Source organism: Gemmobacter lutimaris (assembly GCF_003570715.1).
GTDB classification, from domain to species: Bacteria; Pseudomonadota; Alphaproteobacteria; order Rhodobacterales; family Rhodobacteraceae; genus Gemmobacter; species Gemmobacter lutimaris.
Map to the genome: position 1 here is coordinate 84,900 of NZ_QXXQ01000015.1, position 7,387 is coordinate 92,286.

Annotated in this window: 9 protein-coding genes; 6 read left to right on the plus strand and 3 right to left on the minus strand. The window is 60.5% G+C overall.

Features of this window, described 5'->3' with window-relative positions; translation table 11 throughout:
* The first annotated feature begins 231 nt into the window (after positions 1 to 231).
* A complete protein-coding gene (locus tag D2N39_RS19035) occupies positions 232 to 996 on the plus strand; it encodes an FAD/NAD(P)-binding protein (protein WP_119136370.1) in 765 nt (254 codons plus the stop codon).
* Positions 997 to 1,077: 81 nt separating this feature from the next.
* Here the strand turns inward: D2N39_RS19035 and D2N39_RS19040 are convergent, their stop codons facing one another.
* From D2N39_RS19040 to D2N39_RS19050, 3 genes are all read right to left on the minus strand, one after another.
* Positions 1,078 to 1,923: a hypothetical protein gene (locus tag D2N39_RS19040; RefSeq protein ID WP_119136371.1), complete on the minus strand. Its 846-nt coding sequence runs from the start codon at positions 1,921 to 1,923 to the stop codon at positions 1,078 to 1,080.
* A 216-nt stretch (positions 1,924 to 2,139) separates the two neighbouring features.
* Complete coding sequence (locus D2N39_RS19045; RefSeq protein WP_233557279.1) at positions 2,140 to 2,778, minus strand: hypothetical protein; 639 nt, start codon at positions 2,776 to 2,778, stop codon at positions 2,140 to 2,142.
* Positions 2,775 to 3,083, minus strand: a complete 309-nt coding sequence (locus tag D2N39_RS19050) for a hypothetical protein (RefSeq protein WP_119136372.1) — start codon at positions 3,081 to 3,083, stop codon at positions 2,775 to 2,777. Before D2N39_RS19050 ends, D2N39_RS19045 begins: the two co-directional genes overlap by 4 nt.
* A 291-nt stretch (positions 3,084 to 3,374) precedes the next feature.
* Between D2N39_RS19050 and D2N39_RS19055 the strand changes: the two genes are divergently transcribed.
* Genes D2N39_RS19055 through D2N39_RS19075 form a run of 5 tightly spaced genes read left to right on the plus strand, consistent with a single transcriptional unit; the run spans position 3,375 to position 7,255 of the window.
* Positions 3,375 to 3,713: a hypothetical protein gene (locus D2N39_RS19055; RefSeq protein WP_119136373.1), complete on the plus strand. Its 339-nt coding sequence runs from the start codon at positions 3,375 to 3,377 to the stop codon at positions 3,711 to 3,713.
* Positions 3,697 to 4,320, plus strand: a complete 624-nt coding sequence (locus tag D2N39_RS23425; RefSeq protein WP_233557281.1) for a lytic transglycosylase domain-containing protein — start codon at positions 3,697 to 3,699, stop codon at positions 4,318 to 4,320. The genes D2N39_RS19055 and D2N39_RS23425 overlap by 17 nt, the downstream gene beginning before the upstream one ends.
* Positions 4,321 to 4,341: 21 nt before the next feature.
* On the plus strand, positions 4,342 to 4,641 hold the full coding sequence (locus tag D2N39_RS19065; protein ID WP_119136374.1) for a TrbC/VirB2 family protein: 300 nt from the start codon (positions 4,342 to 4,344) through the stop codon (positions 4,639 to 4,641).
* Positions 4,642 to 4,656: 15 nt separating this feature from the next.
* Positions 4,657 to 4,923 (plus strand): VirB3 family type IV secretion system protein, encoded by a 267-nt coding sequence (locus tag D2N39_RS19070; protein WP_008030690.1) that lies wholly within the window; start codon positions 4,657 to 4,659, stop codon positions 4,921 to 4,923.
* Complete coding sequence (locus tag D2N39_RS19075) at positions 4,913 to 7,255, plus strand: VirB4 family type IV secretion/conjugal transfer ATPase (protein WP_119136375.1); 2,343 nt, start codon at positions 4,913 to 4,915, stop codon at positions 7,253 to 7,255. The genes D2N39_RS19070 and D2N39_RS19075 overlap by 11 nt, the downstream gene beginning before the upstream one ends.
* The last annotated feature ends 132 nt before the right edge of the window (positions 7,256 to 7,387 follow it).

The window sequence follows — 7,387 nt, forward strand, 5'->3', positions numbered from 1 at the left end:
TGAAGTTGCCTCCTCCGCCTAGCCCAGTTTCTGACACTGCAGGGAAGCCCGCGCGGTGTCGTCGTTCATTTAAGGGGCGGCCATAGCAACATCGGGGATATCGCGATTCTTGCTACAGGGCATGTCCTGGAACATCCTGATTCGGAGGGTTTACTGTTCAGCTCCTGGGAAGACCTTGGTCCGATTGATCCGCAGGGGCGTGTAACTACTTTAGGCTCGGGTCTATCCATTATGGACCGGGTCATCAGCCTGCTGAAGGCGGGCCAAAAGGTCAAAATCCTTCCGGTTTCGCGCCGTGGCTTGCTGCCAAGAACCCATGCGCCATCCTCGCCACTTCCCATCAGTCTTGGCGACATCCCCTTTGGGGCGCCGATGAGTGTTCTGACGGATTGGTTGCGCAGCCTTGCCAGACGGGCTGAGCAGCGCGGCGGAACTTGGCGCGATGCAATCGATGGTGTGCGCCCCCACATCAAGTCCATCTGGCGTAGCCTCCCCGCGATCGAGCGTGCGCGTTTCCTGCGCCATGCCGCCACCCTGTGGGACGTACACCGCCACCGCATCCCACCAGATGCCGCAGCGATCATCGACGACGCGTTGTCCAGTGGCCAGTTGAGCCTGCTTCGCGGCGCGTTCCTCGGCGCAAGCCGCACCCACCACGGCACCGAGACGGTGAATATCCGAACCTCAGGGAGCGGAGAGAACATGAAACTCGACGCAGGCATAGTATTCGACTGCCGGGGAATCCGTCGCGACCCCGCACGCCATGCCTCGCCGCTAATCGCCGGGCTTTTTGCAAGTGGCGCAGCGCGCATTGATCCGTTGAACATTGGCCTCGATGTAGATCTGTCTTCTCGGTTGATCAGCGCTTCTGGAAAAGCTTCCGATCGGCTCTTTGCAATCGGTCCAGTCTCGCGTGCGGCATTTTGGGAGATTACCGCGATCCCCGATATCCGGGATCAGACTCAAAAGCTCGCAGCCACCCTAATCGTAAGCTAGATTTCCTCTAGTTAAAGCGAATGAGGTGCCCTGAGGTACTGTCGCGCGGTGCCAAGGCATCCTTCTGCTTCAAAGTTGTCTCTACCTCGAAATCTCCCCCACCAACACCGCGCGTCCATGAACCGCGAGGATTGCCGCGAACCTTGGACAACTGAACTGTCGGATCACGTCCCGCACGCGTGCATCGTAGGCTGCTTGGCCGATCAGCCTGCAAAGATCCGCTTCATGGAATCCCCTGTTGTTGCTTGGCGCGACCCGGATCAGCTCATTGAGCTCCTCCACTCTTGTGCCATAGGTCCGCAGTTCTGCCGGCCCATCCTTGGGGTCTTGGGACGTGGTGGGCGAGCCAGCCCGCCACCGCCGCATGAACCCTAGCAGAAACCCGGCCGGCACCGTCGCATTCCCTCGCAACCGATTGAAGGCAAGGAAGCGCTCCCAGATGATCTGCGTATCGACGTTCCAGCAGGCGAGCGACGTTTTCGCGGCTTTGATCAAGTCCGCCCAGGGTGTGCGATAGACGTTGGTTCCGTTCACAATCTCGATCCTCCCTGCGAAGATATTTTTGTTCTTAGAGTCTCTAGATAGTGATGTGTCGCCTGCAGATGACACGACATCTGGAGCCGCATCAGCATCAGCGTTGCCCCCAAATCGGAAGAGCCAGGGCGCGAACTTGCCGTTCGGCTTCCATCGGACCAGCGCCAAACCGGACGCTGTAAGCTCGACCAAAAGCGCCGTCAGATGCTGCCGTGAAACCCCCATCTTCTTAGCAAGATGCGCAAGAGTGAACGCCGCAGTCCCGCGATCAAGACCGTTGTAGCCGTCCTTCCAAGCGATGCCGTCGAGGATAATCGTCGCGAGCTTGTGGGCCGCCGTGGAGAGCGGCGTTTCGGTAATGCGGCGCAGAATGGCGCCGGTCGTGAGTTCCATGATGTGTCGTTCCGTCTTTGGACGACACCAGACCGTGAGGCGTGCAAAATTTCGTTCCGGCAAAGGCATTTGCCGGTTGAACGGGTCCAAAGCTCGCGCTAAATTCCCACTACCACGAGGAAATCAGTGCGGCGTCGGGCCTATGGTCTGGCGTCGTTTCTGTTTCTAGGGGTTGCGTCTTTCGATCGTTTCGGGGGAGGGCGGTCGTTCAGGTTCTCAGTAGTGAACCTCTTCGTGTCCGTAGCTGCCTTCATAGTCGCGCCATTCGACGAAGACGGACCGATGCCAATAGTTGTGACAGTCTGCCGGTACAGCGAGATCTGAGGCAGCAGGAACCACCGACACGCTGCTCCGACGGCGGCTGTATTCGCCTTGATCGCTGTAGCTGCCCATGTAGACACTGCCCCAACTGTTACAGTCGCCATCAGAGCTGCGCCGCTGCTGGTAAGTGATCTCGAACACGCGGATCGAGCGGACGAAGTCAAACGCCGGGTCCGATATGTCGACATCCGCCCGATCCTGGACAAGCTGAAATGCGAAGGGCGTTTCCGGGATCGAGACGAGCGGCACAGGCTCACCGCGGAGAGCGATGTCGAACAGGCGCTCTAGCGGTTTCGCCTCGCCCCGGAAACTCACCCGCATCGGGCAGTTCCAGATCTGCAGCGGCGGCTCAATCGGCCAGGGCGTGATGCGGCGGATGAAAACCGCGCGGGCATGGGCGCATTCAGCAGATGCAGGCCAGCCCCCGGCAAGGCACAAGAGGATCGCGCAATCGACCGGGTAGGCGGCAGCCGGTGTGATGGTCGCGGTAGAGAGGCCAAGTCCAAGGAGCAGGGCAGGGAGGAGAGGTTTCACGGGAGGTCCTTCTGGGCTGGAGGGATGTTGAGGAAGGTTGAATAGGCCTCGGTGGCCACGTGGGCTTCGGACAAAGCGCGACTGCGCTCGGTGTCGAGACAGGCGATGTGATCGCTCAGATCCGCGAAATACGCCTCGAACTCGGCCGCGATTTCTGCGCGGTACTCGGAGAGAACCGCCTCGGGCAGGGCGGTGATCGGTACCTCGGGCGCCGGACAGCGAATCACCTCTGGTTGTGCAAAGGCGGTGCAGCTCACCGAGACCACCACGCAGATCGCAGCCAGAAGCCGAGCCCGTCGGCGCATTGGGTGCGCCTTGCAGAACCTAGATGCAGCGCCTTGAGGCGGAGAGAATCTCAATATTTCTTGGGCTTTTTCCAACTTCGCGCGCTCACACTTCGGCTCCATTTTTCCGACTGGGGAAGGCTCAGACTGCTGGCCTCGGCTGAGCATCCAACCCCTCATCCAACGATGTTGGCGCCCTTCTTTTATCGTGTTTGTCATTTTCATGTTGAATGCGCCATACTTTCTGTTAGGCATCGCCTCACAAAGAAATCTGCGATACAACGTTCCCAACAGATGATCCGAGGGGACCCCATGAATACCAAACGGCGCGCATTGCCTGTCTTGCTGGAGCGCGGCTTCCGCAAGCTGGCCGCATCCGAAGGAGCGACTGTTGAGATCGAGTGTGTCAGTGCGCCCAACCCCGACGAGCGGTTCTCGGGGGAATGGCTGTTCTACGTTGTCAGCCCAGCGGGCGAACGCTTCCTGCTGGTCACGGCCTTGGCGCGGGAACGCATCGTCAACTCGCCGATCGGCATGTTCGGGCTCGCCTTCGGCAAGCTCAACCTCGACCATCTCGACGTGCCTGCTGTCGCTGGCGCTGTCTGCACTGGCATGCGGAGCCGCCCGGGCGGAAGTGATCCGCTGGAATAAGCCGGAAGGCCGAGGCGCTGAAGTCCAACTTGCATCTCTGAACACATCCGTCCTGCGTTATGACGGGCAGGGGCAGCTGATTGTTCCAGTGCGTCCCGAACAGAGTGAAGAAGACACCGGGGAAGGGGAGGGGGCTGAGGCCGCCGCTGATGTGTCTAACAGCACCAAAGGGGTTGCAGCCCCAAGGGATGTCCTGCCTTCAATCCGATTGATTGCCACCCGGTATCAGGACCATCCGGCTCTCGCGCGGCTGGAGCTTTCGCCTGCCGAATGGTCCGCCTTCTTCCAGGCGATGATCAAGGTTGAAAGCAACTATACCCAAGGGGCAGTCAGCCATGCCGGTGCCCTTGGTCTTACGCAGCTGATGCCCGGGACCGCCACTTATCTCGGTGTCGATCCTGCAGACCCTATCGAAAACCTCGACGGCGGCGCGCGCTATCTTCTGGAACAGATGGCGACCTTCGGCAGCCTCGAGCTCGCCCTTGCCGCCTACAACGCTGGACCTGAAGCCGTGCGCAAATATGACGGCGTGCCACCCTTCGCCGAAACCCAATCCCACATCGTAAAGGTGATGGCGGTCTATGACCGCATCCTCACCGAACTCTGAACCAAGAAGGACAATCCCCTCATGCGTAACCAACACGTGGCTCTTCTGGGCCTGACCCTTTGCACCCTTTTGATGGCCCAAGCTGAGCCTGCGCTGGCACAGGTGGTCTTCACCAAGGCCGAAACGGTCGCGACCGGTGTTCTCGCCTCTTTCCGCGGCACGCTCGCAACCGCCTTCTTTGGCATCGCCTTTGTTGTGACCGGGTTCCTGGCCGCCTTCAATCGTATCTCCTGGGCATGGGTTGCACTTGTCGTGGTCGGCGCCTTCCTCGTCTTCGCAGGCCCTGCCATCGTCGCAAACCTGCGCTCGTCCTTCAGCTGAGGCGGGATCACACTCATGGAGAAAAGCGCGGTCATTCTCGGGCTCTCGCGGCAAGCCAAGTTTCTTGGCCTGCCGATGCCCTATGCCATGGCAGTGGGGGCGATGACCGTGCTGCCATTTATTCTGTTCAAACCAGTCTGGTGGTTTCTCACCGCCCCGATCTGGTACGGGCTGGCGCGCTTTGCAACCAAGCTGAACCCGAACGGGCACCATGTCTTTGCCGTCATGATGCAGGTGACGCCGATGGCTATCCTGCGGAAAGGGCGGCGTCATGTTTCTTGAGCGGGAAGGCATGCGGGGCAGGGCGCGGGAGCTGATCCCGGCGGATCCGAAAATCTATGCGCATTTGCCCTATGTCATCGAGCTGGATGACGAGGTGGTGCGCACCCGCGACAACGGCTTGATGATCTCGCTCGAGGTGACCGGCATCGACGGGATCACGTCTGGCAGCTCAGCGATCACCGCCCTAAGGGCCGGGTTCGCGCATCTCCTCAACACGCTGGATGAGCGTTTCAGCTTCTATCTGCACCGAATGATGCGCCCGGCCCAAACCCAACTGAAACCCTTCCACGGCCAAAGCTTTGCCGCCGATATCGACCGGGCCTGGGGTGGTGAGCTGCAGCGCCGCAATCTGCAGGAATCCGTGTTGATCCTGACGGTCGTACGGCGGCAAGTTGCACCGCTTGCCGTGCCACTCTTTGGCAAAGCGGCGGCAAAGGTCTGGGGAGAGGATACTGACCGGCGCCTCGAAGAATTGCGCGAGGTGGTCTCGATCCTTGAGACCGGGCTTGGTGTGAAATCCCACCGCCTCAAGATCAGTGACGGCAGCCTGATCGGCTTTTATGCCTCGCTCCTGACCGGCGAGTTGCGCAGCAGATCGCGTATCCCGTTTGGGATCATCGCCGAGGATGCCAGCGATGCCGCCATCCGTTTTGGCAATGGTCAGTTCACGGTGGAGGAGGGGGCAGACATCCCGCGCGTCGGCGCCGTCCTCTATGTCAGATCTTACGCCACCTCGACCTGGCCCGGCATGCTGGATGCGCTTGGGGCGAGCCGCGACACCATCATCACCCACAGCTACACGCCGATCGAGCGCGGCAGTATCACCGAACGCGTAAAACGCCGCGTCGCGCAAATGCGGGCCTCCGAGGACATCGCCGCCACGATCGAGGCCCAGCTCTTCGAGGCTGCTGACAAGTCCGAAAGCGGCGAGCTCGGCTTTGGCGTCCATCAGATGACCATCACGGTGTTTGCCAGCGATCAGACGGCTCTCGACACCGAGGTCGCTCGCATCCGCGGCATCGCCCATCAGAATGGCATGCGGCTGGTCCGCGAGGTCACGGCACTCGAGGCTGCCTTCTTCGCCATGCATCCCGGCAATATGGACTATAGGGCGCGGGACATGACGGTCTCGTCCCTGAACTTTGCCGATATGGCGGCGCTGCATGCAGCCGACACTGGGACGGAGGCCCCGCGCCTGCCGTGGCAAACGCCGCTCACGCTGTTCCAAACCCTGCAAGGCTCGCTGCACCGGTTCAGCTTTCACGAACCGGGTGACCCGAAAGCCGAACCGACCAATGGTCATACGCTCGTATTGGGCAAATCCGGTGGCGGCAAAACGACGACCGTCGCGTTCCTTGCGGCCCAGGCCCAAAGGGCAGGGGGCCGGACGATCATCTTCGACAAGGAAGCCGGTCTGAAGATGGCGGTCTGCGCCCTTGGCGGCCGCTATGCCGAAATCCGGGCTGGACGTCCAACCGGGTTGAACCCGCTTGCCACGGAATCCGGTGAACGCGGCGAGGCATGGTTTCTCGATTGGCTGGTGGCACTTTTGGAATCCCGCAGCGGGCCGATGACACCGCTGCAATCTGAGGCCCTGAAATCTGCCATCTCCCAGAATGGCAAAGCCCGGGAAGGGTTGCGGAATTTCCGCGCGTTTCAGGAACTCTTCGGGGATGTCGGCGATGGCCTCGATCTGGCGCAGCGGATCAGCGAATGGGGACCAGAAGGTCGCTATGGCTGGGTCTTTGGCGAAGCTGACGAGCCCGTGGTCGATTTCACCAGCCATGATGTGACAGCCGTCGATCTCACCGAAATTCTCGACCTCGGCACCGAGCGCACCGCGATCTTGGGGTATCTCTTCCGCCGCATCGAGATGCTGATCGAAGAAAAGCGCCCAACGCTGATCTTGATCGACGAGGCCTGGAAGGTCCTCGACGACGAATACTTCGCGAAGAAGCTCGCCGAATGGCTGGTGACCGCGCGTAAGAAAAACGTCGTCGTGGTGATGATGACTCAGTTCCCAAGCCAGATCCGGGGTTCCAAAGCCCGCTCGATCCTCGAAGCGCTGCCAAACCAGCTCTTGTTCCCGAACGGCGAAGCGGCAAGTGCGGACTATGACGGGTTCCGGCTGACCGATGGCGAGGTGGACTTTGTCCTCAGCCCGATTCCGGGTCAGCGCATGGTGCTGTCGCGCACCCCACGCAGCTCGACCGTGTTGAATGTCGATCTCAAGGCCTTGGGGCCGCTCTTGACGGCACTTGGAGGTGGTCAGGCCGGGCTCACCGCCTTTGGGGCTGACTACGCCAATCGGCCCAAATTCTGGAAGGAATGATTGTCCAATGAAATCAATATATTACATAACCTTGATTATCGGACTCGGGTTTGCGCCCCTCGCGGGCTGCACCGGTGTGCCGATTGCCAAGACCAATTGCTGGGCCACCGCTGGATCCACTGTGACCACTTC